Source organism: Streptomyces sp. 6N223 (assembly GCF_052246635.1).
Taxonomy (GTDB): domain Bacteria; phylum Actinomycetota; class Actinomycetes; order Streptomycetales; family Streptomycetaceae; genus Streptomyces.
Window position 1 is genome coordinate 13,454 of the sequence record NZ_JBQQCA010000023.1, and the last position, 20,637, is coordinate 34,090.

Here is a 20,637-nt window from a genome sequence, read left to right on the forward strand (position 1 = left end):
TCCGCCGGTGCCGGCGGGACGACCCGGTGCGACTCCGGGGCCACGCGGTGATACCCCGCCATCTCTCGGGCCCGAGGCGGGCCCCTGCACATCCTGCTGTGGAGAGGTGGTGGGTGCCGGTTGTTCACCGGACACATCCAGGAGATCGGTACGGTCGTGGCCACCGGCCAGGACCGCTTCGTCGTGCGAGCCGTCAACTCGGCTGCTGCGGGAGCCCGTTCGGTCTGCGTCAACGGCGTTGGCCTCGCCGTCGCCTCAGACTCCGACGGGCTGCTGCGGGCCACGCCGTCCGCCGACACGCGCCGCAGGTCGACGCTGGGCCGGCTCCGGTCCGGCGCGCGCGTCAACGTCGAGCGGGCGCTGTCGGCGGGCGATCCGATCGGCGGGCACGCCCTTGTGCCGGCGCGGCTCGCCTGGCACTGCGCGGATCCCGGGGACGCCCTCCGGCGCCTCGACGGGCTCATGGCCCGCCGCGAGATCATCACCGGCGAGGTGACGCTGCGCCAGGTGCACCGCCGACTCGTCGACGCGCACGGCCTGGCGCTGAGCTACCGGCGGTTCGAGGACGCCTGGCTGGAGCCGTACTCCTGGCCGATGCCCGGCATGGCCTCCCTCGTCGAGGCGCTGTCCGCGCGCCACCGCCTGGTGCTGCTGTCCAACGTCGACCGCGACTACTGGCGGGCCGTGCGGGCGGCGCACCCGGAGCTCCGGCACTTCGCGGCGCTGCTGGCCTCCTGCGACCTCGGGGTGGCCAAGCCGGATCCCGAGGCGTTCCTGCGCGCGAGCGAGGCGGCCGGCGCCGACCCGTCGCGGTGTCTCTTTGTCGACGACACGGCGGCGAACGTGGAGGCGGCGCGGGCGCTGGGCTTCCGGACGCACCGGTTCGGCGGCGTCTCCGGGCTCCGCCGGGCGCTCCGCGCGTGTGCGCGAGCTGTGGACCTCGCCGACGTTCTGCACGACGATGCCTGAAAGCCACCATGGTGCACATGCGGAGGGAGAGACACATGCGGAAGTCCTTAGCCGCCCTGGGCGCCGTCACCCTGGCGGGCGCGGGCGTGGGCGTCGGGCTGTGGCCGGGCGCGGCGGCGGCAGCGCAGCAGTCGGGGGCCCTGGCCTCGGTCGCCGACAGCATCCTCTACTACGAGGCGGGCGACGGCGAGGTCAACGACCTGACCTTCGACCAGGGCGCCGAGGAAGGCACCTATGTCATCACCGACTCCGTGCCCATCGAGGCGGGCGAGGGTTGCGCGCACCCCGATGAGGGCGACCTCACCCGTGTGACGTGCACGTTCCCCGATCCGGCGTACGAGTACCCCATCGCGTGGTTCTCGCTCGGCGACGGCGACGACAGGATCGCCACGGGCGGCGAGGGCACCGTGGACGTGGACGGGGGAGACGGCGAGGACGTGATCGCCGCCGAAGCGGGCGACCAGGTCGACGGCGGGCCCGGGGCGGACGTCCTCAGCGGCGCGAGCTGGCAGTACGGTGGCGGCGGGCCTGACACGCTCACCGGCACGGGCGGTGCCGACGACCTGCACGGCGCGTTCGGCAGCGACACGGTCCGCGGCGGCGGAGGCGACGACTGGGTCAGCGGCGGGCAGGGCCACGACGAGGTCCGCGGCGAGGCGGGGGACGACAACGTCAACGGCGACAGCGAGAACGACGACCTCTACGGCGGCAGCGGCGACGACGAGGTGTGGGGCTACAGCGGCGACGACACGCTGTACGGCAACGACGGCAACGACGTGCTGGTGGGGAACGACGGCGACGACCGGCTCTTCGGCGGCGCGGGGATCAACGAGCTGTACCAGGACTGGCCGTCCGACGGCATGGCCCGGGGCTAGAGGCGGGAAGCGGGCATGGGTTCGGCTGAGCAGGGCGGGCACCGCCCGCCGGGCCGGGAGGAGCGCCCGCACGCCGCGCGGCTGTCCGCGTACGCGACGGTGGGCGCGCGCCTGTCCCTGCTCAGCGACCGGCGGCTGCGCGAGGCCGTGGCCGCCGCGCCCGCCCTCGGCTCGGGGATCGGCGGCCGGTCGGGCATGCTGGACGTCGCGGGGACGCCGGTCTTCGTCAAGCGCGTCCCGCTGACGGACATCGAGGCCCGGCCCGCGAACGCCCGGTCCACCGCCAACCTCTTCAGCCTCCCGCTGTTCTACCAGTACGGGGTGGGATCGGCCGGCTTCGGCGCCTGGCGCGAGCTGGCCGCGCACCTCCTCACGACCGGGTGGGTCCTGACGGACGCCTACGCCGGCTTCCCGCTGCTCTACCACTGGCGGGTCCTGCCGGACGACCCGCCGGCCGGCTTCGCCGACGAGTTCGGGGGCGTCGACGGGGCCGTCGCGCGCTGGGAGGGCGCCCCCGCCGTGCGCCGCCGGCTGGAGGCGATCGGCCGGTCCTCCGCCAGCCTGGTGCTGTTCCTGGAGCACGTGCCGCACACGCTCGCCGCCTGGCTGGCCACCTCCTCCCCACAGCGGTGGTCGTGGGTCGAGGATGAGCTGGCACGCGGCGCGGCGTTCATGAGCGCGCGCGGCATGGTCCACTTCGACGCGCACTTCCGCAACGTGCTGACCGACGGCCGGCGGCTGTACTTCGCGGACCTCGGCCTCGCGCTGAGCTCGGACTTCGAGCTGTCGGCGGCGGAGGCGGGCTTCCTGGCGGACCATCTGACGTACGACCGCTGCTACGTGGCGGGCCACCTGCTCCGCCACCACCTGCTCGACGGCGTGCGCGGCGACACCGACCGCGACGCGTTCCTGCGCGCGTGGATCGCGGGCCGCCGGCCCGACGGCGTCCCGCCCGAGGTCGGCGCGATCATCGACCGGCACGCGCGGGCCACGGTCGTGCTGGGCGACTTCCACCGGCGGCTGCTCACGCGCAGCAAGCGAACGCCGTTCCCGGCGGCCGAGGTGCGGCGGGCCCTCGCCGGGGCGCCGGTTCCGGACCGGGTTCCCGACCCGGACCCGGACCCGGATCAGGACCCGGTCACGGCTGTGGGGCCACCGTGACCGGGCAGGCGGCGTAGTGCAGCAGGGCGTGGCCGACCAGGCCCAGGTGCAGGCCGGGGGCGCCGCGCCGCTGGTGGGCGCCGAGGACCAGCAGGTCGGCGGCCTCGGCGGCGTGCAGCAGCGCCGGGCGCGGCGGGCCGTCCACCGTCTCCAGCGCCAGCGGCACGCCGGGGTGGGCGGCCGCGGCCGGGCCGACCGCCCGCTCCAGGCGTTCCTCGGCATCCGTGGCCGCCTCGGTGGCGTCCACGTCCTCCTCCGGGCCCGGGCCCGGTCCGCGCCAGGCGTGGACCGCGCGCAGCTCGCAGCCGCGCGCCCCGGCCTCCGCGAAGGCGAAGTCGACGGCGAAACGCCCCTGCTCGGTGGCGTCCACGCCGAGGACGACGCGGCCGAAGCGGCCGGCCCGTGCGAGGGCGGAGCCGCGCACGACGGTGACCGGGCAGGGGGCGCGCCCGGCGACGCCGAGGCTGACGGAGCCGAGCATCGCGCTGGTGAGCGGGCCGCGGCCCCGGTGGCCCACGACGAGGACGAACGCCTCGATCGCCTCGCCGAGGAGGGCGTCGACGGGCGCCTCGGCCACCGTGTCGAGGGACAGCTTGACGTCGGGCCGGCGGCCGGCGGCGCGCCGCTCGGCGGCGGCCAGCACCTCGCGGGCCCGCGTGCCGCCGCCCTCGTAGCGCTCCCAGAGGGAGGCGTGGACCAGGCGCAGGGCGCGGCCGTGCCGGGCGGCGAGGTCCGCGGCCCAGTCCACCGCCTCCAGGCTGGAGTCGGATCCGTCCACCCCCGCCACGACGGGCTGGTCCATCCCCGGCACCTCCACCTCCACCTCCAGCTCCTCCGTCTCCCGGCGCGCTGTCCTTCCAGCAGACCACCGGCGCGCCCGTCCCGCCACGCGGAGGCGACGGCGGAGACGGAGGCGTGTCAGCGGGTGCCGTACAGCTCGCGCACGCGCGGCTTGAGGAGCTTGCCGCTGGCGGTGCGCGGCAGCCGGTCGGTGAAGACGACCGACGTGGGGATCTTGTACCGGGCCAGGCGGCCGGAGAGCGCCGCGATCACCGTGTAGGCGTCGAGGTCCGCCCCCTTCCGGGGGACGACGACCGCGCGGGGCACCTCCCCCCAGCGCTCGTCGGGCGTTCCGATGACGGCGCACTCGGCGATGTCCGGGTGGGTCAGCAGCAGCTTCTCGATCTCGGCGGGGTAGACGTTCTCGCCCCCGGACATGATCACGTCCTTGAAGCGGTCCACGATGTGGACACGGCCGTCGTCGCCGACGCGGGCGGCGTCGCCGCTGCGGAACCAGCCGTCGACCAAGCCTGCGGCGGACGCCTCGGGCGCCCGCCAGTATCCGCGCATGACGTTGGGGCCGCTGACCAGGACCTCGCCGGTCTCGCCGTCCCGCACCGGGGAGAGGTCGGGCCGGGCGACGCGCACGTCGGTGAAGAAGTGGGGGACGCCGCGGAGGAGAACGCCGGGCGCGGTCTCGGTCATGCCGTACCCCTGGCGGAGCGTCAGCCCGCGCTCCCGGTACGCGGCGGCGAGCTCCGGCGGCAGGGGCGCGCCGCCGCAGGTGAGGGTGCGCAGCGAGGTCAGGTCGGCCTGCCGCCAGTGGGCGTGGCGGGCCATCAGTTCGAACATGGTGGGCACGCCGAACATGAAGGTGACGCGGTGGCGCGCGATCAGGCCGAGCACGCCGCCGGGGTCGAAGGACTCGGCCAGCACGCAGGTCCCGCCCTTGAGCAGCACGGGCAGGGTGAGCATCCCGAGCGCGGCCATGTGGAACAGCGGCGCGGCGGCCAGGGCCCGCTCGTCGGCGGCGAGGTCGTGGTCGACGAGGACGTTGATGGCGTTCCAGGTGAGGTTGCCGTGGGTGAGCATGACACCCTTGGGCGGGCCGGTGGTGCCCGGGGTGTACATGATCAGGCAGAGGTCGTCGTGCCCCACCGGCTCGTCGATCGGCTCGGCGGAGGCGGTGGCCAGCAGCCTGGCGTACGCCGGGCCCGCCTCGACGTACGCGCGGACGCCCGTGTCCTGGCCGCGCAGCTCGTCGACCAGCGGGGCGTGGGAGGGCGCGTGGACGAGGATCTTCGCGCCCGAGTCGGCGAGCTGGTGGGCGGCTTCGGGGGCGGTGAGGCGGGCGTTGAGAGGGACGAAGACCGCGCCGAGGGCGCCGGTGGCGAAGAGGGTCTCCAGGTAGGCGGGGTGGTTCGGGCCGAGGTAGGCCACGCGCTCCTCGCGGCGTAAGCCGAGCGCGCGGAGGGCGTGGGCGAGGCGGGTGGCGCGCTCGTGCAGCTCGGCGTAGGTGAGCTGACCGTTCCGGTGGACCACGGCGGGGTGGTGGGGGGCCATGCGTGCGCGGCGTGCCGGCCAGGACCCCAGTCCGTCGTTGCGCATCGTCGCGCCCTTCGTCCGTGCCGGTGCGGATGGTCCACATCATGCCCGGGGGAGCGCAGGCGCGGCAGTGGCGCGTACCGCATTGCCGTCCCGGCCCCCTGAGGCCGGGCACAGCCCGCCGAACCGCCCAGGCCCGCCGCCGCAGGGACTATCCGGACCTTCTATGGCGTTATGATCACAGGAACCACGGCCCCTGGCTGTTCTGGAGGCATCCCATCATGGCGCTGAAGCGCACACCGCTGCCCGGCGTCGGCACCCAGTACGACTTCTCCACCCGGGAGGGCCGGCACATCTCCGTCGTCGTCCACGATGACGGGCGGCGATTCGTCGGCTTCTACGACCCGGAGGACCCCGACGCCTGCCAGGCCACCGTGCCGCTGGAGCCGAAGGAGGCGGCCAAGCTCGCCTCCCTCCTCGCGCCGCAGGGCACGGGTGCGGTCGGTGCCGCCGTCAGCAAGCTCTCCGGGGGCGAGCTGGGTCTCGACCTCGTCACCGAGAAGATCGAGATCGGGCCCGAGTCGCCCTACCGCGGCGGGCCGTTGGGCGACACCCGCGCCCGCACCCGTACCGGCGCGTCCATCGTCGCCGTGCTGCGCCGCACGGGCGCCCACCCGGCGCCCGGGCCCGACTACCGGCTGGAGGCAGGTGACACGCTGGTAGCCATCGGCACCCGGGAAGGCGTCTCGGACCTCGCCGACATCATCGCCGGCCTGGGCGCGGGGGACTGAGCGTGCACGACACGACCGGCATGCTCATCGAGCTCGGCCTGCTCGTGCTGGGCCTCGGCATCGTCGGCCGCTTCGCCGAGCGCGTCGGGCTCTCCCCCATCCCCCTCTATCTCCTCGGCGGCCTCGCCTTCGGGCAGGGCGGGCTGCTGCCGCTGGACACCGTCGAGGGGTTCATCGAGGTGGGCGCCGAGATAGGCGTCATCCTGCTGCTGCTCATGCTGGGCCTGGAGTACACCGCGCCGGAGCTGGTGGACAGCCTGCGCGAGCAGTACCCGTCGGGCGTCGTCGACATCGTGCTCAACGCCCTCCCCGGCGCCGTCGCCGCGCTGCTGCTGGGCTGGGGGCCGGTGGGCGCGCTGGCGCTGGCGGGCGTCACCTACATCTCCTCCTCCGGCGTCATCGCGAAGGTCCTCACCGACATGGACCGGCTCGGCAACCGCGAGACGCCGGTGATCCTCGGCGTGCTGGTGATCGAGGACCTGACGATGGCGCTCTACCTGCCGATCCTGACCACGGCGGTGGCCGGGGTGGGCCTGGCCAGCGGCAGCCTCACGGTGGCGCTGGCGCTGGCCACGGCGGGCATCGCGCTGTACGGGGCGCTGCGGCACGGGCGGCTGATCAGCAAGGCGGTCTCCTCGGAGAACCCGGAGATGCTGCTGCTGGTGGTGCTGGGCCTGACGCTGCTGGTCGCCGGGCTGGCGCAGAAGGTGCAGGTGTCGGCGGCGGTGGGCGCGTTCCTCGTCGGCATCGCGCTGTCGGGGGAGGTCGCCACGACGGCGCGGCGGCTGTTCACGCCGCTGCGGGATCTCTTCGCGGCCGTCTTCTTCGTCTTCTTCGGGCTGTCGACCGACCCGACGGAGATCCCGCCGGTGCTGCTGCCCGCGCTGCTGCTGGCCGTGGTCACGGCGTTCACCAAGATCGCGACGGGCTGGTACGCGGCGCGGCGGTCCGGGATCGGGCCGCGCGGCCGGTTCCGGGCGGGCGGGGCGCTGGTGGCGCGCGGCGAGTTCTCCATCGTCATCGCGGGGCTGGCCGCCGGGACGGAGCCGAGGCTGGCGCCGCTGGCCACGGCGTACGTGCTGATACTCGTCATCATGGGGCCGTTCGCGGCGCGCTGGACCGAGCCGGTCGCGCGTCGGCTGCGGGAACGGCGGCGGACGGGCCGCGAGGCGCCCGCCGCGGCCGGGTCCCCGACGGCGCAGCCGCCGCCGGACCGCCACGGGGGCGGCGCGATGGCCGCGGAGGAGCCCACCGACTCGGCGACCCCGGCCTGAGACGGCCGGGCCGCCGGGGCCTCAGGCCACCCAGGCCACTCAGGACGCTCAGGCCACTCAGGACGCTCAGGCCGGGCGGGCCTCCGCCCCGGCCCTCCGCCTCGGCGGAGACTGCCGACATCCCCCGGAAGAGGGGGCCGAGAGATGGTGCATGATCTGGCCATGGGAATCGTTGCCGGTCTGGACAACTCGTCCGCCTACACCCGCATCGTTGTCTGCGACGCCGAGACCGGTCAGGTCCTCCGCCACGGACACGCCGCTCACCCCGAGGGCGAGCCCGTCCCGCAGTCCTGGCTGCTGTCGCTCGGGGAGGCAGCCGACGGCGGCCTGCTGGAGGACGTCACCGCCATCGGCGTCGCCGCCCAGATGCACGGCCTGGTCGCGCTCGACGCCGACGGGCAGCCGGTCGCGATGCCGGCCGGCGGCGAGGACAGGGCGCAGGCCGCGCAGGCGGCGGCGCGGTGGCTCGTCGACTCGCTCGGCGGACGCCGCGCCTGGGCCGAGGCGGTCGGCTCGGTGCCGCAGACCGGCCAGCCCGTGGCGCGGCTGCGATGGCTGTCGCGCGCCGACGCCGAGGCGGCGCGGCGCACCGCCACCGTGCTCCAGGCGCAGGACTGGCTGGTGTGGCAGCTCCTGGGCCGTCCGGGACGCTGGACCACCGACCGGGGCGCCGCCTCCGCCACCGGCTACTGGTCGGCGGCGGCCGAGTCCTGGCGGCCGGAGCTGGCGGAGCTGGCCGTGGGCCACCCCGTGGCGCTGCCGGAGGTGCTCGGCCCGGCCGAGGCCGCCGGGCGCACGCCCGAGGGCCTGCTGATCTCGGCGGGCACCGGCGAGACCATGGCCGCCGCCTTCGGCCTGGGCGTCGGTCCCGGCGACGCCGTCGTGTCGCTGGGCGCCTCTGGCTCGGTCTGCGCGGTCCACGACGAGGCGCTGACCGACCCGGCCGGCACCATCACCAACTACGCCGACGCCACCGGCCACCACATGCCGGTGGTACGCACCCTGAACGCCACGCGCGTGCTGCGCGGCGCCGCCGACCTGCTGGGGGTCGAGCTGCCGCGCCTGTCCGAGCTGGCGCTCGCCTCCACGCCCGGCGCCCACGGCCTGGTGCTGCTGCCGTACCTCGCGGGCGAGCGCACCCCCGAACTGCCGCACGCCGCCGGCACCCTGGCCGGGCTGCGGCGCGAGAGCATGAGGCCGGAGCACCTGGCGCGGGCGGCGTTCGAGGGCATGCTGTGCGGCCTGGCCGACGCCGCCGAGGTGCTGCGGCGGCGCGGGGTGCGGATAGAGCGGATCTTCCTGCTGGGCCCGGCGGCGGAGCTGCCCGCGGTGCGGGCGCTGGCGCCCGCGATCCTCGGCGCGCGCGTCGTCATCCCGGCCCCGGGCGACTACACGGCGCTGGGCGCGGCCCGGCAGGCGGCGTGGGCGCTGGGCGTGGCGGACGGCTCGCTGACGCCCGACGCCCCGCCGGCGTGGCCGTCCGCGCCGGGCGAGACGTACGAGCCGGGCGAGGACGCCCAGGTGGGCGCGGCGGTCCGCAAGCAGTACGGAGCCGTCCGCGACCAGACCCACCCGGGCGCCTTCGCCTTGGACGCGGGCGACGGCCAGGAGGTTCCCGGCCCGGCCGGCGACCCGCCGGAACCGGCCAGAGAAGGCGCCCGAGAAGGCACCGGCGAAGGCACCGGGGAGGATGCCGAGGGCTGGTCCTAGGCGTTACAACGCGCGCCAGCGGGCGGCGAGTTGGGTGCGGCTGGTGGTGCGGGTCTTGGCCAGCGCGCGGGTGAGGTGCTTCTTGACGGTGTCCACGCCCACGAACAGCCGCCGCGCGATCTGCTGGTTGGTCAGCCCCTGCGCCGCCAGCCCCGCCACCTCCCGCTCCCGCGCGGTGAGCCCCAGCCCCTCGCAGGCGGCGGCCGCCTCCCGGTCGCGGGCGAGCTGGGCGGCCGCGTGCGGCGCGAGGTGGCGGCTGAGCGCCCGCATCACCGCGAGGTCGCGGGCGGGCACGGCCAGCGCGCCGCGTATCACCGCCCCCACGTACACCACGCCCTCGGCCCCGCCGTCGACGATCATCCCGGCCTTGTCGGCGATGCCGTGCGGCGTCAGGAACCCCTCCACGTACGCCCGCTGCCTGGGGTCGCGCTCGGGGTGGAGCTCGCGCAGCGTCACCACGCCGCGCTCGGCGAGCAGCCGGTGCGCGGCGGGCGCCATGAACGGGTCGTCGGCGATCCAGCGTTCGGCGTACTCGTCCAGGAACTCCTGGCTGTAGCCGCTCTTGATGCCCCGGCCCTCCCACAGCGCCTCGGCGATGCCCGGACCGTGCAGCACGGCGAGCGTGGAGTAGCCGAACCACTCGGCCAGGGCGCGCAGCAGCCGCTCCCGGAAGGCGGGCAGGTCGGGCGCCCGGTCCACGGCCTCGATGACGCCGAAGAGCCTCCGGTAGTCCTCGGGCGGCAACGCCTCGCCGCCGGGCAGCGGGCGCGGCCGGCGCGGCTCGGAGACGATCGTGTGGGCCGCCGCCACGGCGCGGGGCGGGGTCGGAGCGTGCGTCATGCCGCCGTTATAACGCGCCCACCCGGCGTTCCACCACCTTTCCGCCCTCCAGCGCCTTTCCGCCTTCCACCTTTGGGCCATGTCGCCGGTGCCCCGGGCCCGGCAGAGTCACGTGCAGGAGGTTGAGGTCACGATGACGCACACACAGGACAACGCACGCACCTGGCTGATCACCGGCGCCAGCAGCGGCTTCGGCGCGTCCTTCACGCGCGCCGCCCTCGCGGCGGGGGACGCGGTGGTGGCGGCGGTGCGCCGCCCGGAGACGATGGCGGAGCTGGCCGCGGAGTACCCGGAGCGGCTCACGGTCGTCACCCTCGACGTACGGGACGAGGCCCAGTGCCGGGCTGCGGTGGACGCGGCGGTGGCGGCGTACGGCCACATCGACGTGCTGGTCAACAACGCCGGGTACGGCACGGTCGGCGCGCTGGAGGAGACGAGCGAGGCGGAGCTGCGGGACGCGATGGAGGTGATGTTCTTCGCCCCGATGCGGCTGACGCGGCTGGTGCTGCCGCCGATGCGGCGGCGGCGCAGCGGCACGATCGTGCAGGTCACGAGCATGGGTGGGCTGCTGGCGTACGCCGGCTTCGGCACGTACTGCGCGGCCAAGGGCGCGCTGGAGCAGGCCAGCGAGGCCCTCGCCGCCGAGGGCGCGCCGCTCGGCATCCGGGTGCTGATCGTCGAACCGGGCGCGTTCCGCACGGAGTTCAACGGCGCGGTGCGGGCCTCCGCCCCCATCGCCGACTACGACGGCACGGTGGGCGCCGTCCGCGAGCAGCTCGTTGCCAACGCCGGCAAGCAGCCCGGCGATCCGGAGAAGGCGGCCCGCGCCCTGCTGGCCACCCTGGACCTGCCCGACCCCCCGCTGCGCCTGGCCCTCGGCGACGACGCGGCCTCGGCCATCCGCGGCAAGCTGGCCTCGGTCGCCGCCGACCTGGACGCGACGGCGGACGTAGGCACGGGCAGCGCGATCAACTTCGCCTGAGCGGCGGGGCGTCGACCACACGGGGCGGGTCGGAGAGACTTCTTGGCGTGCCTGACAACTCGCTGATCGTCGCCGCCCTCACGGGTGCGACGGCTGTCGCAGCCAGTTCGCTCGCGAGCTGGCTGACCAGCAGGGGCAACGCCCACGCCGCCCGCATCCACGTCGACGCCACCGCCGAGGCGCAGCGCCGCGAAGGCATCCGCCAGACTCGGCGGGCCGCCTACCTGGGCCTCATCGAGCAGGCCCAGGCGGTGGCCGACGGACTCCGAGGGGTTGACGGCCTCTCGGCCACCGAGTGCGAAGCCGCGCTGGCCGCCCACGGCGACCGGCATCAGCGGTTGCGTCGGGCGGTGACGCTGATTGATCTGGAAGGCCCTCCCCCGGTCCAAGTCGCGGCATCGGACTTATTGATCATGTCGGGAACGCTCTCCACCGCCCTGGCGGCCACGGCCCAGAACGCCAATCCGGAGAACCGCCGTGAGTTCCGGGAGACCCTGCGCGCCTACATCCGGCTGATCAGACCCTTCGTCGACGCGGCCGCCACGGCACTGGACGAGACGTAGGGGCGGCGGGGGCGGGGGCGGGAACCGCTTCGTGGCCGTCGCCGTCCGAGCGGCATGACACCTCACGGACGGGTACGGGGCTGGCGAGCGACCCTCGGGGCGGCGGCACTGGCGGTGCTGGCGGGTGCGGCGCTCGCCGGGTGCGGGGAGACGGACGGGGCCGAGTCCGGGACGGTGATCGAGGGGGACGGCTGGCGGGGGGCACTGCTGGAGTCGGACCACGAGTCGATGGCTCTGCCGGACGGCACGACGGTGGACGCGACCTCCGGCGTCCCCGAGCGGGCGGACGTGGAGCGGTTCGAGGAGGCGCTGCCACCCACCGAGGAGTTCACGTACACGGCGGACGGGCCCGAGACGATCGAGCTGGACGAGGGCTACGTCCGCCAGTACACCGAGCTCAGCGGGGACGGGCACCGGCAGCTGCGGGTGGCGGGGCTGTGCGAGGACTTCGTCGCCGAGCCCTCCGAGCCGGAGCTGCCCGCGCCGGACTGGACCCACGAGTGGATCACCGTGGCCGACGGCGGTTCCTGCTTCTGGAGGGCCTCGATGGACCTGGCGACCGGCGAGATCCTCTCCTTCTCCTTCAACGGCGTCGCCTGAGCGGCGGCGCACCCCGTCGTTGCCGAGGGGCGCCCGGACCACCCCATGAAACGCGCTCCCATGCGTGGCAGCTCAGTCGCCGGCCCGCTCGGCGAGGGTGTGCGCGACGAGGGCGTTGGCGTGACCGTGGCCCAGCCCGTGCTCGGCCTTGAGCCAGTTCACGAGCTCCATGTGCTTGGTCAGAGGCGAGGAGCGGATCAGGTCCTTCCACTCCGCAATCGGGCGACCGTACTTCTTCTCGATGGAGGGGAAGTAGCTGGCAGGGCCCTTCGCGGTGGCGGTCATGTCAGTCATCCTGTCTGTCCGTTGTGTTGCTTCGGTCTCGTCGCTGGTATGACCGACGGGCACGAACGGAGTCATCGGTCGATGAAGGTGTGCTGCGTCACGCCTCCTGCTCGCCGATGTGCGGGGGCAGGTTGAAAACGGCAACAGTTCGACTCGGCGGCGCCTGAGCGCGCGCGTTACGCTTGACCTGGGGAAACGTCGCAGTTGACCGAGAAGTGATCGCCATGGGCACCGACCGCGAGAGCCGCATCCACGACCAGCTGCGCGAGATCATGCGCAACGAGCCCACCCTCGTCGTCGAAGGGCTGCGGGCCTCCAGCAAGGAATGCGACTGGCAGGCCCACGAGCGCCCCGAGCGGATGCGGAGGTTCCTGGACATCCTCGCCGCCACGGCCGAGGAGGAGCTGGCCGAGCGGGAACGACCCCACCCCTGAGGTGTCGGGAGTGGGGTCGTCGTACGTCAGCCCTTGACGTGCTCGACGAGCGCCTGCCGGGCGTCGGCGGACACGGTCAGGGCGGGGTCGGGGTCGTCACACTCCGCGGAAAGAAGTGCCGGGCCTACGGCCGCGGACGCCGCCGGAACTCGGGTGCCGTGATCCCCACGACGACGACGTCGTGGTGCTCGCCGCCGAAGAACTCGTGATCCCGCAGGAGCCCTTCCCGGGTGAAGCCCATCCGATCGTGAAACCGCAGCGACGCCTCGTTGAACGCGTAGACCTCCGCCTCGCACTTGTGCAACCGCCGCTCGTCGAACATGTACCGCAGCAGCAGACCGACAGCCTCCGTCGCGTACCCGCGGCGTCGGCGTGCCCGGTCCACGGCGATTCCGTACCGGAACCGCCCGGCCCGCGTGTCCACATCGAAGGTGGACAGCGCGCCCACGGTTGCCTCATCCGCCAGATCCTCGATGGCCAGCACGACCTGCTCCTCGTCGGCGGGCCTGCCAGCCATCTCCGCCGTCTCGCGCTGGTGCGCCTCGTCGGACCGGGGAGGCACGATGCGGTGCACCTTCCGTGCGTCCTCGGAGTCCTCCTCGAAGCGCGCGAAGTACTCCCAGTCCCGCGCGGCGAACCCACGGAGGCGGACCAGCCTCCCCGCCCACAGCGACCCGTTCCCGTCGGCGTTCAGCCCCGTGAGCCTTCCGCTACGTGCTCATCTGCGTACCGGGCGTACGTCAGCGCGTGGTGCCACGCCGCATCCCGCCACCGCAGGTGCTCGACGAGGGCCGCGGGCTCGCGGGTCGAATCGAAGCCGAGAAAGCGGTCGTCGTCGCCGAAGCGGAGGAAGACGAGCAGGCTGCTGTCGAACACCCAGTAGTCGTACGGCGGCAAGCCGAGGTCCTCGGCGCGCCGCCGGGTCAGGTATCGGATGTCCTCGCCGGCCCGGAGATTGTGTGGCGTGTTGACGAGCTCCCAGCGCAGGTAGTCACTGGGAGGCTCGTCCACCACGCGCACCCGCTCCACCCGCTTGCCCTGGCCGGTCTGCTCTGACATCAGGTCCAGCCAGGGCCGCAGCCACTCGATGCCGGGGTCCTCACCGGCGAGGAACTGCTGATACGGCGCGTCCTCGTCGGCCACGCCGTACCCTGCGCGCACTTCGAGTCGGAAGGCCGTGTGCGCGAAGTCGCGGAAGAGCTGGAGAAAGGCGTCGGGATCGCGGTTGATCTCCGTTGCCCGAGCGCGCTCCGTGCCGTACGTCACTTGAACGAGTCGAGCAGCGACCGGGGAACGATGACGAACTCCTCGCCCGGCAGCACGTCCCTGAGCTGGGAGAGTGCCTCGGGGTCGGTCAGTTTGTAGCCCTGGACAACGATGTCACCGTCTTCTGTCTCGTACAGGGACGGACACGATCCCGAGTTGCTGGCGGAGCTGAGAAAACGAAGCTTCACGGTACCCCCTACATGTTTCCCACACATGTGCCGGAAGTACCCTACCCCTTCCGCTAACGGTACGGCTATCCTCTGCCAACCACCAAAAGGTGGCACCAAATCGAATGAGCCGAATTCCAGTCAAATGAGCACTCGAATCGATCAACTCCGGGCATACCGCTGATCGATTGCCATCCCACGCGGCACGGGCGAACCATGCCCGATCACCAGGCGCCTGTCACAGGAAGCGCAAGCGAATGTCTGACCAGCACACTTCCGGACCCGAGGTCCGGTACGAACTCTCGGGCGGCGCGGAGACCGCGATCCAGGCCGGAAGCGTGGCAGGCGGCGTGCACGTGACGGTCGGGGGTGGCGAGAACTGGACGGTGCCACGGCAGCTTCCCCAGGATGTCTCAAAGTTCGTCAACCGAGAAAGTGAGCTCGCTCAACTCGATTCCCTTCTTTCTGCCATATCCCATCAGCCGCACAGTTCACCGGTGGTGATCTCGGCGGTTGCCGGCGCGGCGGGTGTGGGAAAGACCGCCCTGGCCGTGCACTGGGCACACCGGGTGCGGCGCGCCTTCCCGGACGGAGACCTCTACGTTGACCTTCGGGGATACGGCCTCCACGCCAGGCTGACGGCAGAGCAGGCGCTCAGTGGCTTCCTCCACGCCCTGAACGTGCCGGCGGCGCGCATCCCGGCGGACCTCGGCGCCAGATCCGCCCTGTTCCGCTCCGTTCTGGATGGTCGCCGCGTCCTGGTTCTTCTGGACAACGCCGCCACCCCCGACCAGGTCCGCCACCTGCTCCCGGGCACGGGTCGGTGTCTGGTGCTGGTCACCAGCCGCAACCGGCTGTCGGGACTCATCGCGCGAGACGGGGCATCCCGCATGACGGTAGACCATCTGACCCAGGAGGAGTCGCTCAACCTGTTGAGCGAGATCGTCGGCGCCGACCGGGTGGACGCGGAGCCCGAGGCCGCGCGCCACCTTGCAGCGCTCTGTGACCATTTACCGCTAGCACTGCGCATTGTGGCGGAACGCGCGGTTACTCACCCCCACCACGACCTGTCCGACCTCGTCGGCGAATTGCTCGACGAACGGGATCGGCTCGACGGGCTGGCCCTGGACGAGGACGAACTCTCAACGGTCCGCACCGTCTTTTCCTGGTCGTACCGCTCTCTGGCGCCGGACACCGCCCGGACCTTCCGCCTTCTGGGGCTCCACCCGTCCCCCGAACTCGCGACCTCAGCGGTGGTCGCGCTCACCGGCGTTCCACGGGTTCGCGCGGCCCGTGCACTGGACAGCCTGAGTGGGCTTCATCTCGTACAGCAGACGAAGCGCGACCGTTATCGGGTACACGACCTGATTCGTTCGTATGCTCTGGAGAGGGCTATGGAAGAGGAGACAGAAGTCACGCGAGGCGAGGCCGTAGACCGAACGCTGGGTTGGTATCTGCACACGGCACACGCGGCCTCGCGGCTCATTCTGCCGCAAATGCGTCACCTGGCTCTGCCGCCGATGGCGAGAAGCGCCGGCGGAGAGACTTTCGGCAGCCTGGATGAGGCGCTGCATTGGTGTGAGACGGAACGCATGGCGCTACTGGACGCGGTTCGCGAAGCGCGTTCAAGCGGCAGGAATGAAATTGCCTGGAAACTCCCCATCGCCCTCATGGGATTCTTTGAACGCCGATCTTACTGGGATGACTGGATCGCCACCCACCGCACCGGTCTGGAGGCCGCAAGAAGCCTGGGGGACCGGTTCGGCGAGGGCTGGGTTGCCCTCAGTCTCGCCGACGCCTACTGGGACCTGCGGCGCTTCGACGACGCGCTCGAATGCTACTCCCGGGCCCTGGCCGCCACCCGGGAAACGGCGGACCGCTGGGGTGAGGGCTTCTCGCTGCGTGGCATGAGCCTCTCCTTTCTGGAACGGGGAGAATTCCAGCAGGCCATCAACTACTCCCGACTCGCCCTGCCGATCTTCGCGGAGATCGGTGAGCGCAGAGGCGAGGGCATGTGCCACCTCAGCATCGGCCAAGGCCATCTCGGCCTTGGCCATCTGGACGACGCGACCTCCTGCATGGAACGCGCGCTGGCCATCTTCCGCGAGTTGGGTAACGAATGGAGCCAGGCCCTGGCGACCTTCCGCCTCGGCACCGCCCTGCACCGCCGCGACGATTCAGCCGCGGCAATCGGCCGCCACACGGCAGCCGCCACAGCCTTCCGCCGCCTGGGAGACCGCCGCCACGAGGCGATGGTCCTCGATTCCCTTGGCGATATCCACCGCGCCGCTGGCGACATCCCTCAGGCCACCGACGCCTGGCGCCGCTCCCTGACCCTGTTCGAGGAGCTGGAGGATCCTAAGGCGGACACGGTCCGGTCCAAACTCGCGGACTGACCACCTCGGGGTCAGTCGAGATAGCCGCGCAGCTGTTCCGCGTAGGTGTGGTCGCGGAGCTTGCCCAGCGTCTTGTGTTCGATCTGGCGGATGCGTTCGCGGGTGACGCCGAAGAGCTGGCCGATCTCCTCCAGGGTGCGGGGGCGGCCGTCGAGGAGGCCGTAGCGGAGTTCGACGACGCGGCGTTCGCGGTCGGCGAGGGTGGACAGGACGGCCTCGAGCTGTTCGCGCAGGAGGATGAACGCCGCGGACTCGGCCGGGGAGGGGAGGTCGGCGTCCTCGATGAGGTCGCCGAGGTTGACGTCGTCCTCCTCGCCGACGGGGGCCTGGAGGGAGACGGGGTCCTGGGCCAGGCGCAGGATCTCGCTGACGCGGGTGGGGGTGAGGCCGAGGGTGACGGCGACCTCCTCGGGGCTGGGCTCGTAGCCCTGCTCCTGCAGGACGCGGCGTTGCACGCGGATGACGCGGTTGATCAGCTCGACGACGTGGACGGGGACGCGGATGGTGCGGGCCTGGTCGGCTATGGCGCGGGACATGGCCTGCCGTATCCACCAGGTGGCGTAGGTGGAGAACTTGAAGCCGCGCGTGTAGTCGAACTTCTCGACCGCCCGGATCAGGCCGAGGTTGCCCTCCTGGACCAGGTCGAGCATGGTCAGGCCGCGGCCGATGTACCGCTTGGCGACGGAGACGACGAGCCGCAGGTTGGCCTCGATGAGCTGGCGCTTGGCGAGGCGGCCGCGCACCACGAGGCGGTCGAGGTCCAGGGCGAGCCGCTCGTCGAGCTGGTCGGCCTTGAGCAGCTTCGCCTCGGCGAAGAGCCCGGCTTCGATCCTGCGGGCGAGTTCGACCTCGTCGGAGGCGGTCAGCAGGGAGATGCGGCCGATCTCGCGCAGGTACTGGCGGAAGAGGTCGCTGCCGCCGTTGGACGGCACGACGACGGGTGTGCGGGCGGCGGACTGCTCGGCAAGCTCGTCGGAGTCGGAGTCGGAGTCGGAGTCGGAGTCGGTGGGCTCGGGCTCGGCGGTGTCGACGGATCCGGCCGTCTCGGCCGGCTCGGGCTCCGTGCGCTCCAGGGTGACCAGCGCGGGCAGGGGGGCGGGGGTGGCAGGAGCCGCACCGCTGAGCGTCTGGGTCTGCACGGTCTGCACGGGGAGACCTCCGGGGGGGTCGCGGCCAGGGAGGGGGGAGCGGCGCCTCACCCAGTGTGGGGTACGACACACACTCACCACGAGAGCCATGCGCCCACTTTCACGCTCCGTACAGGGCGGGGGCTCCTCGCTCGCGCAGCTCCGTGCGGTACCGCTGGAGGGTCCACAGCTCCTGGCGCACGGCGGCCGAGCGCTCGGCGTCCCGCTGCGCCTCCAGTCGCCGCGCCGCGCCCTCAAGATCGGCGATGCGGCGGTCGACGGCGGCCAGCCGCACCCGCACGAGCTGCTCCCCGGCGTAGAACTCGTCGGGGTCGCGGCGGGTGCGCAGCGGCTCGACGGCCAGCTCGCGGATCAGGACGCGGACGGTGTCGTCGGGGGCGGCGTCCTGCACCCGGCGCAGGTACGCCGCGCCGTCCTCGCCGGCCGCGTCGCAGCCGCCCGCCTCGCCGATGACGCGGCGGATCAGGGCGTACGGCGGGGCGGTGAACTCGTCCTCGCCATAGGCGTCGAACGCCGGGGAGACCAGGCGCGGGAGCTGGAGGGCGAGCTTGAGCAGCTCGCGCTCGGCGAGCAGGGCCGGGCTGCGGAGGTTCAGCGGCGGGCCGGAGGGCACGGGAGCGGAAGCGGCGGGGCGCGGGGCGGTGGCGACGGCGGCGGGGCGGAGGGCCGGGCGGGCCTGGGACCGGCCGCCGCCCGCGCGGGCGAGCCGGCCGACGCGGCGGACGATGAACTCCTCGTCCAGGATGCCGAGCATCCCGGCGAGCCGGACGGCGTACTCGCGCCGCAGCGAGGTGTCCCTGATCTCGGCGACGATCGGCGCCGCCTGCTCCAGCGCGGCCGATCGCCCCTCGGCGATCTCCAGGTTGTGGTGGCGGAGCACGGACCTGATGGCGAAGTCGAACAGCGGCGAGCGGGACTCGACCAGCTTCGCCACCGCCTCGTCGCCCTCGGCGAGCCGCAGCTCGCAGGGGTCCATGCCGCCGGGGGTGATGGCGATGAAGGTGCGGGCGGCGAACTTCTGGTCGCCGTCGAACGCCCGCAGCGCGGCCTTCTGCCCCGCCTCGTCGCCGTCGAAGGTGAAGATGACCTCCCCGGCGCTGTGGGAGCGGGAGGAGTCCATCAGCACGCGCCGCAGGATCTTCACGTGCTCGTCGCCGAAGGCGGTGCCGCAGGTGGCGACGGCCGTGGTGACCCCGGCGAGGTGACAGGCCATCACGTCCGTGTACCCCTCGACGACCACCGCCTGGTTGCGCTTGGCGATGTCGCGCTTGGCGAGGTCGACCCCGTACAGCATCTGGGACTTGCGGTAGATGGGGGTCTCGGGGGTGTTGAGGTACTTCGGGCCGGTGTCGTCCTCGCGGAGCTTGCGGGCGCCGAAGCCGACGACCTCGCCGGTGATGTCGCGGATCGGCCAGATCAGGCGGCCCCGGAACCGGTCGATGGGCCCGCGCCGCCCGTCCTGGGCGATGCCGGAGGTCAGCAGCTCCCGGTCGGTGAAGCCGCGCCCGCGCAGGAACCGCACGGCGTGGTCCCACCCCGCGGGGGCGTACCCGACGCCGAAGTGCCCGGCCGCGGCCTGGTCGAAGCCGCGGTCGGCCAGGAAGCGGCGGCCGATCTCGGCCTCGGGCGAGGCGAGCTGCTCGGCGTAGTACGCCGCGGCGGCCTTGTGCGCCTCGACCAGGCGGGTCCGCTCGCCGGCCTGCCGCCCGGGGGCGTACCCGCCCTGCTCGTACCGCAGGGTGATGCCGGCCTGGGCGGCCAGCCGCTCGACGGACTCCGCGAAGGACAGGTGCTCGACCTTCATGACGAAGTCGAGGGTGTCGCCGCCCGCCTGGCAGCCGAAGCAGTGGTACAGGCCCTTGCTGGGGCTCACGTGGAAGGAGGGCGACTTCTCGTCGTGGAACGGGCACAGGCCCTTGAGATTGCCCCCGCCCGCGTTGCGGAGCTGCAGATACTCGGAGACGACGGCGTCGATCGGGACCGCGTCCCTGACCGCCTTCACGTCCTCGTCGTTGATCCTGCCCGCCACGCCAGAAGTCTACGGTGGCGGGCTGACACTCTACGGCTTGCGGGCGACGCCGCCGTACTGGTGGATCTCGGCGGGGAGGCCGAGCGCCAGGGTGTCGGGCCGCCAGCGGGAGCAGGAGACGACGCCGGGCTCGACCAGCTCCAGGCCGTCCAGGAAGCCGGCGAGCTGCTCGGGGCTGCGCAGGATGTAGGGCACGGTGGCGCGGGCGTTGTAGAAGTCGGCCGCCGCGATGTACTCCTCGCTGGTGCTGGTGCTGTCGTAGTGCACGAGGAAGCTGCCGGAGGGCAGGGCGGCGACGAGGCGGCGGACGATGGAGCGGGCCTCGTCGTAGTCCTCGATGTGGCCGAGGATGCCCATCAGCATGAGCGCGACGGGCCGGTCGAAGTCCAGGATCCGCCCCGCCGCCGCGACGATGGCCTCGGGGTCGCGCAGGTCGGCGTCGATGTAGTCCGTCGTCCCCTCGGCGGTGCTGGAGAGCAGCGCGCGGGCGTGCGCCAGCACCAGCGGGTCGTTGTCGACGTAGACGACGCGGGAGGCGGGGGCGACGCGCTGCGCGATCTCGTGGGTGTTGTCGACGGTGGGCAGGCCGGTGCCGATGTCGAGGAACTGCCGCACGCCCTCCACTTCGGCGAGGTGGCGCACGGCCCTGGCCAGGAAGTACCGGGCGCCGCGGGCGCCGTCCACGATGCCGGGGAACATCTTGATGACCTCGTCGCCAGCGGCCCGGTCGACCTCGTAGTTGTCCCTCCCGCCGAGGAAGTAGTTCCAGATGCGGGCGGACTGCGGCACGGAGGTGTCGATCCTGGGTTCTGCGTCGCTCAT

General features: G+C 73.0%; 21 protein-coding genes. 11 read left to right on the forward strand and 10 right to left on the reverse strand.

Annotation, left to right across the window (positions count from 1 at the left end):
- The first annotated feature begins 120 nt into the window (after positions 1-120).
- Genes ACTWQH_RS16230 through ACTWQH_RS16240 form a run of 3 tightly spaced genes read left to right on the forward strand, consistent with a single transcriptional unit; the run spans position 121 to position 3,005 of the window.
- Entirely contained in the window at positions 121-969 is an 849-nt protein-coding gene (locus ACTWQH_RS16230) for an HAD-IA family hydrolase (protein ID WP_443287258.1), read from the forward strand.
- 35 nt (positions 970-1,004) lie between these two features.
- Entirely contained in the window at positions 1,005-1,844 is an 840-nt protein-coding gene (locus ACTWQH_RS16235; protein WP_443287259.1) for a calcium-binding protein, read from the forward strand.
- A 15-nt stretch (positions 1,845-1,859) separates the two neighbouring features.
- Positions 1,860-3,005 carry a protein kinase family protein gene (locus ACTWQH_RS16240; protein ID WP_443287261.1) on the forward strand — a complete coding sequence of 382 codons (1,146 nt, stop codon included), beginning with the start codon at positions 1,860-1,862 and terminating at the stop codon, positions 3,003-3,005.
- Here ACTWQH_RS16240 and ACTWQH_RS16245 read toward each other — a convergent pair.
- The gene (locus ACTWQH_RS16245) at positions 2,983-3,828 is read right to left on the reverse strand and encodes a universal stress protein (protein WP_443287262.1); all 846 of its coding nucleotides are present in this window, start codon (positions 3,826-3,828) and stop codon (positions 2,983-2,985) included. The two genes, ACTWQH_RS16240 and ACTWQH_RS16245, sit on opposite strands and share 23 nt — an antisense overlap.
- Before the next feature lie 95 nt (positions 3,829-3,923).
- Positions 3,924-5,393 (reverse strand): acyl-CoA synthetase, encoded by a 1,470-nt coding sequence (locus ACTWQH_RS16250; RefSeq protein ID WP_443287263.1) that lies wholly within the window; start codon positions 5,391-5,393, stop codon positions 3,924-3,926.
- Positions 5,394-5,611: 218 nt separating this feature from the next.
- On the opposite strand from ACTWQH_RS16250, the gene ACTWQH_RS16255 reads away from it, so the two are divergent.
- The 3 genes from ACTWQH_RS16255 to ACTWQH_RS16265 all read left to right on the forward strand — a co-directional run bounded on the left by ACTWQH_RS16255 (position 5,612) and on the right by ACTWQH_RS16265 (position 9,105).
- Complete coding sequence (locus ACTWQH_RS16255) at positions 5,612-6,121, forward strand: cation:proton antiporter regulatory subunit (RefSeq protein ID WP_443287264.1); 510 nt, start codon at positions 5,612-5,614, stop codon at positions 6,119-6,121.
- 2 nt (positions 6,122-6,123) lie between these two features.
- Positions 6,124-7,395, forward strand: a complete 1,272-nt coding sequence (locus ACTWQH_RS16260; RefSeq protein WP_443287265.1) for a cation:proton antiporter — start codon at positions 6,124-6,126, stop codon at positions 7,393-7,395.
- Positions 7,396-7,557: 162 nt separating this feature from the next.
- Positions 7,558-9,105, forward strand: coding sequence for an FGGY family carbohydrate kinase (locus ACTWQH_RS16265; RefSeq protein WP_443287266.1), 1,548 nt, complete (start codon positions 7,558-7,560; stop codon positions 9,103-9,105).
- 3 nt (positions 9,106-9,108) lie between these two features.
- Here the strand turns inward: ACTWQH_RS16265 and ACTWQH_RS16270 are convergent, their stop codons facing one another.
- Positions 9,109-9,945, reverse strand: coding sequence for a helix-turn-helix transcriptional regulator (locus ACTWQH_RS16270; protein ID WP_443287267.1), 837 nt, complete (start codon positions 9,943-9,945; stop codon positions 9,109-9,111).
- A 133-nt stretch (positions 9,946-10,078) separates the two neighbouring features.
- On the opposite strand from ACTWQH_RS16270, the gene ACTWQH_RS16275 reads away from it, so the two are divergent.
- From ACTWQH_RS16275 to ACTWQH_RS16285, 3 genes are read left to right on the forward strand one after another with little or no spacing between them, the layout of a single operon-like run.
- Complete coding sequence (locus ACTWQH_RS16275) at positions 10,079-10,927, forward strand: oxidoreductase (RefSeq protein WP_443287268.1); 849 nt, start codon at positions 10,079-10,081, stop codon at positions 10,925-10,927.
- 47 nt (positions 10,928-10,974) lie between these two features.
- Positions 10,975-11,490 (forward strand): hypothetical protein, encoded by a 516-nt coding sequence (locus ACTWQH_RS16280; RefSeq protein WP_443287269.1) that lies wholly within the window; start codon positions 10,975-10,977, stop codon positions 11,488-11,490.
- Positions 11,491-11,544: 54 nt separating this feature from the next.
- Positions 11,545-12,090, forward strand: a complete 546-nt coding sequence (locus tag ACTWQH_RS16285) for a hypothetical protein (RefSeq protein WP_443287270.1) — start codon at positions 11,545-11,547, stop codon at positions 12,088-12,090.
- A gap of 72 nt (positions 12,091-12,162) precedes the next feature.
- On the opposite strand, the gene ACTWQH_RS16290 is transcribed toward ACTWQH_RS16285, so the two are convergent.
- Positions 12,163-12,375 carry a DUF4287 domain-containing protein gene (locus tag ACTWQH_RS16290; RefSeq protein ID WP_443287271.1) on the reverse strand — a complete coding sequence of 71 codons (213 nt, stop codon included), beginning with the start codon at positions 12,373-12,375 and terminating at the stop codon, positions 12,163-12,165.
- A 224-nt stretch (positions 12,376-12,599) separates the two neighbouring features.
- Between ACTWQH_RS16290 and ACTWQH_RS16295 the strand changes: the two genes are divergently transcribed.
- Positions 12,600-12,809 carry a hypothetical protein gene (locus ACTWQH_RS16295; protein ID WP_443287272.1) on the forward strand — a complete coding sequence of 70 codons (210 nt, stop codon included), beginning with the start codon at positions 12,600-12,602 and terminating at the stop codon, positions 12,807-12,809.
- 124 nt (positions 12,810-12,933) lie between these two features.
- Here ACTWQH_RS16295 and ACTWQH_RS16300 read toward each other — a convergent pair whose 3' ends face one another.
- The 3 genes from ACTWQH_RS16300 to ACTWQH_RS16310 are packed head-to-tail and all read right to left on the reverse strand — an operon-like array spanning position 12,934 to position 14,263.
- Entirely contained in the window at positions 12,934-13,503 is a 570-nt protein-coding gene (locus ACTWQH_RS16300; protein ID WP_443287334.1) for a GNAT family N-acetyltransferase, read from the reverse strand.
- Positions 13,500-14,075: a DUF6879 family protein gene (locus tag ACTWQH_RS16305; protein ID WP_443287273.1), complete on the reverse strand. Its 576-nt coding sequence runs from the start codon at positions 14,073-14,075 to the stop codon at positions 13,500-13,502. Before ACTWQH_RS16305 ends, ACTWQH_RS16300 begins: the two co-directional genes overlap by 4 nt.
- The gene (locus ACTWQH_RS16310) at positions 14,072-14,263 is read right to left on the reverse strand and encodes a hypothetical protein (RefSeq protein WP_443287274.1); all 192 of its coding nucleotides are present in this window, start codon (positions 14,261-14,263) and stop codon (positions 14,072-14,074) included. The genes ACTWQH_RS16305 and ACTWQH_RS16310 overlap by 4 nt, the downstream gene beginning before the upstream one ends.
- Before the next feature lie 236 nt (positions 14,264-14,499).
- On the opposite strand from ACTWQH_RS16310, the gene ACTWQH_RS16315 reads away from it, so the two are divergent.
- A complete protein-coding gene (locus ACTWQH_RS16315) occupies positions 14,500-16,638 on the forward strand; it encodes an ATP-binding protein (protein ID WP_443287275.1) in 2,139 nt (712 codons plus the stop codon).
- Positions 16,639-16,649: 11 nt separating this feature from the next.
- Here ACTWQH_RS16315 and ACTWQH_RS16320 read toward each other — a convergent pair whose 3' ends face one another.
- The 3 genes from ACTWQH_RS16320 to ACTWQH_RS16330 are packed head-to-tail and all read right to left on the reverse strand — an operon-like array spanning position 16,650 to position 20,637.
- Entirely contained in the window at positions 16,650-17,876 is a 1,227-nt protein-coding gene (locus tag ACTWQH_RS16320; protein WP_443287276.1) for an RNA polymerase sigma factor, read from the reverse strand.
- Between the two features lie 10 nt (positions 17,877-17,886).
- A complete protein-coding gene (dnaG, locus tag ACTWQH_RS16325) occupies positions 17,887-19,815 on the reverse strand; it encodes a DNA primase (protein ID WP_443287277.1) in 1,929 nt (642 codons plus the stop codon).
- 30 nt (positions 19,816-19,845) lie between these two features.
- Positions 19,846-20,637 carry an SAM-dependent methyltransferase gene (locus tag ACTWQH_RS16330; protein ID WP_443287278.1) on the reverse strand — a complete coding sequence of 264 codons (792 nt, stop codon included), beginning with the start codon at positions 20,635-20,637 and terminating at the stop codon, positions 19,846-19,848.

What these genes read in the sequence shown, in the direction of transcription:
- ACTWQH_RS16235 (WP_443287259.1), top strand. Translation starts at nt 1,005, where the DNA reads ATGCGGAAGTCCTTAGCCGCCCTGGGCGCCGTCACCCTGGCGGGCGCG.
- ACTWQH_RS16240 (WP_443287261.1), top strand. Translation starts at nt 1,860, where the DNA reads ATGGGTTCGGCTGAGCAGGGCGGGCACCGCCCGCCGGGCCGGGAGGAG.
- ACTWQH_RS16250 (WP_443287263.1), bottom strand. Translation starts at nt 5,393, where the DNA reads ATGCGCAACGACGGACTGGGGTCCTGGCCGGCACGCCGCGCACGCATG.
- ACTWQH_RS16255 (WP_443287264.1), top strand. Translation starts at nt 5,612, where the DNA reads ATGGCGCTGAAGCGCACACCGCTGCCCGGCGTCGGCACCCAGTACGAC.
- ACTWQH_RS16265 (WP_443287266.1), top strand. Translation starts at nt 7,558, where the DNA reads ATGGGAATCGTTGCCGGTCTGGACAACTCGTCCGCCTACACCCGCATC.
- ACTWQH_RS16270 (WP_443287267.1), bottom strand. Translation starts at nt 9,945, where the DNA reads ATGACGCACGCTCCGACCCCGCCCCGCGCCGTGGCGGCGGCCCACACG.
- ACTWQH_RS16275 (WP_443287268.1), top strand. Translation starts at nt 10,079, where the DNA reads ATGACGCACACACAGGACAACGCACGCACCTGGCTGATCACCGGCGCC.
- ACTWQH_RS16285 (WP_443287270.1), top strand. Translation starts at nt 11,545, where the DNA reads ATGACACCTCACGGACGGGTACGGGGCTGGCGAGCGACCCTCGGGGCG.
- ACTWQH_RS16290 (WP_443287271.1), bottom strand. Translation starts at nt 12,375, where the DNA reads ATGACCGCCACCGCGAAGGGCCCTGCCAGCTACTTCCCCTCCATCGAG.
- ACTWQH_RS16295 (WP_443287272.1), top strand. Translation starts at nt 12,600, where the DNA reads ATGGGCACCGACCGCGAGAGCCGCATCCACGACCAGCTGCGCGAGATC.
- ACTWQH_RS16315 (WP_443287275.1), top strand. Translation starts at nt 14,500, where the DNA reads ATGTCTGACCAGCACACTTCCGGACCCGAGGTCCGGTACGAACTCTCG.
- ACTWQH_RS16320 (WP_443287276.1), bottom strand. Translation starts at nt 17,876, where the DNA reads ATGGCTCTCGTGGTGAGTGTGTGTCGTACCCCACACTGGGTGAGGCGC.
- ACTWQH_RS16330 (WP_443287278.1), bottom strand. Translation starts at nt 20,637, where the DNA reads ATGAGCGACGCAGAACCCAGGATCGACACCTCCGTGCCGCAGTCCGCC.